Source organism: Streptomyces hygroscopicus subsp. hygroscopicus (genome assembly GCF_001553455.1).
GTDB lineage: Bacteria > Actinomycetota > Actinomycetes > Streptomycetales > Streptomycetaceae > Streptomyces > Streptomyces hygroscopicus.
The window spans coordinates 1-2,695 of sequence record NZ_BBOX01000577.1; the positions used below are offsets into that span (position 1 = coordinate 1).

Sequence of the window (2,695 nt, forward strand, 5' to 3'; positions counted from 1 at the left end):
GCTGGTCCGTGGCGTAGTCGCCGACCAGCCCGCCGAACCCGGACACCGGCGTGAAGAGGAACATCACCACGAAGAACGCCCACCACCAGTGCAGCACCGCGCGTCCACGGCGCCCGGCGCCGGGGGGCACGCTGGCGGTCCAGATGTCATTGGCGATCTGCTTGGGCAGCCACAGCTGGGCGACCGGGATGAACCAGGCGCCCACGGCGTAGCCGCTTCCGAACCGCAGCCGGCCGGGGTTGAGCCTGGTGGAATTGATGTACGCGGTGCGGAACCAGATCAGCCACAGCACCATGACCACCGTTACGGTGAGCGCGGTGCCGATGCCCATCGAGTCGACCGCGTCCCTCCTGCCGGCGATCACCTCGGGAGCGATCTCGCCGGCGTCGCGGGCGAAGTACGAGTCCAGCAGCGCGAAGTTCAACGACATGTCGGTCAGGGTCAGCGCCAGCCAGATGCCGAACATGCTCATCAGCGCGGTGGCCAGACCGCGTATCGGCTTCAGCCCCGGGCCCTGGGCGGGGTAGCCGACCGGTGTCTGGTAGCCGCCCTGCCAGGGCCGACCAGGCTGCGGTACGGGCCCCAGGGAGCCGTTCACCGGGTACGCGGACGCCTGGGGTGCCGCGTACGCGGACGGTGAGGCGTACGCGGAGGGGCCGGGCGGTGTGTGCGGGCCGGGCGGTGTGTGCGGACCGGGCTGGGGATGGGCGTAGGCCGAGGCGACCTGCGGCGGCGCCGCGGCGGCCGGCTGCGCGTTCTCGGCCTCCACCTCCAGCAGCTGGAGCGCGTCCCGCCCCAGCCGGGCGAGCAGCCCGCCCGGCAGCCAGGGCTCGCCGTCGTCGGCCACCGGCTGGGTGGCGGCGACCAGCTCGTCCACCGAGGGCCGCTGGGCCGGGTCCTTCCGCAGACACGCGGTGACCAGTCCGCGCGCCCCCTCGGGGAGCCCCGTCAGATCGGGCTCCTCCTGGGCTATCCGGTACATCAGGGCGTGCATGCCGCTGTCCAGATTGCCGAAGGGCTGACGTCCGGTGGCGGCGAAGGCGAGCACCGAGCCGAGGCAGAACACATCGCTCGCGGCGGTGACCGGCTCACCGCGCACCTGCTCGGGCGACATGAACCCGGGCGAGCCGACGACCGCGCCGGTCATCGTCAGATTGCCGCCCGTGGTGGTGCCGACGGCGTCCAGGGCGCGTGCGATGCCGAAGTCGATGACGCGCGGACCGTCGATGGTGATGAGGATGTTGGACGGTTTGAGGTCGCGGTGGACCAGCCCGGCGCCGTGGATGTCGCGCAGCGCGAGGGACAGCCCGTTCGCCAGGATCCGCAGCGAGCGCTCCGGCAGCGCCCCGAAGTCCTCGGCGACGACGCTGTGCAGGGACGGGCCGCCGATGTAGCCGGTGGCCACCCAGGGCACCTCGGCCTCGGTGTCCGCGTCGAGCACGGGCGCGGTCCACTGACCGCCGACCCGTCTCGCCGCCTCCACTTCCCGCTTGAAGCGGCCGCGGAAGTCGGCCTGCCGTGCGAGTTCGGCCTGTACGAGCTTGACGGCGACGGTGCGGCCGCGGGCGGAGCGGGCGAGGTAGACCCGGCCCATTCCGCCCTCGCCCAGCTTGCCGAGCAGCCGGTACTCGCCGATCCACCGCGGGTCCTGGGCCCCGAGGTTCTCCATCGCGGTGTGGCTCCTGTCCCTGTGCCGATAGTCCTTGTGCCGATCGGCCGATCAGTCGAGGCGGGTGAACGTCTGTGTCATCGTCTCATCGCTGTAATCGTCCGGGTCGTCATACTCGACACGCAGCTTGTCATGTCCCGAAGCGGTGAAGGTCAGCGAGGTGCCGGGCCCGCAGAGATCCTTGGGGGTTCCACCCGTGAACTTCGAGGGGCTGAGGACGAGACCCTTCTCCACCGAGACCAGGAGCCGGTCGCCCTCGCAGTGGTACTTCTTGCTGTCCGCGACGTCCTGGGCCACCGCGGTGCCGACCGCGCCCTGTTTGATGGTGATCTTCACGGTGGCGTCGGTCTTCCCGAACGCGTCCTTGGCCAGCCACGTGCCCAGGTAGGTGTCGGGGACCGGCTTGCCCCCGCTCTTCGAGGGGCGCAGCGTCGCCTCGGAGGAGCTGTTCGGGACGCTCCAGGCGAGGGTGCCGTCGTCGCCTATCCGCAGGGTCTGCTCCCCGACGGCGCTGCAACTGCCCTCGGGGATGCTGGTGGTGACGTCCTGGTCCTCGATGAGGAGCAGGTTGTCCGCCGACTTGAGCTTGGCGGAGTCCTGGCAGAACGAGTCCGCGTCGGAGGTCAGGGTCTCGGCGACCACCGCGCCGACCGGGCCCTGGGAGAGGACCACCCGGCGGATCTTGCCGGTGGGCTCGCCGTCCTCCTTGATCTCGCCCTCCCAGGCCCCCAGGTACTCGGTGGGCACGTCGCCGGTGGTCTCCAGCTTGGTCGCGGACGGGCCGGGGGAGGCCGAACGGCTGGAGGGGGCCTGGGCGCCGGAGGGGCCAGGGCCGTCGGGCGGGGTGTGGGTCGCCTTGCCGTAGTCGGTCTTGGCCTGGTCGCCCTTGTCGTCGTTGCCCTTGACCACGACGAGGGCGGCGACGCCCGCGATGAGCAGCGTGGCGACGGCGGCCGAGAGGGCGATGAGCGTCTTACGGCGCCGCTTGGGCCGCTGCGCCCCGCCGGGCCCGCTCGGCGTACCTGG

The 2,695-nt window shown here is 71.6% G+C and carries 1 protein-coding gene and 1 pseudogene; both read right to left on the reverse strand.

Annotated features, from left to right (window positions below; all coding sequences use genetic code 11):
• A partial coding sequence (locus tag AXW62_RS38860) for a protein kinase domain-containing protein (RefSeq protein WP_060948478.1) occupies window positions 1-1,669 on the reverse strand: 1,669 nt, incomplete at its 3' end.
• Window positions 1,670-1,720: 51 nt separating this feature from the next.
• Window positions 1,721-2,695: pseudogene (locus AXW62_RS38865) on the reverse strand (hypothetical protein); the annotation flags it as partial.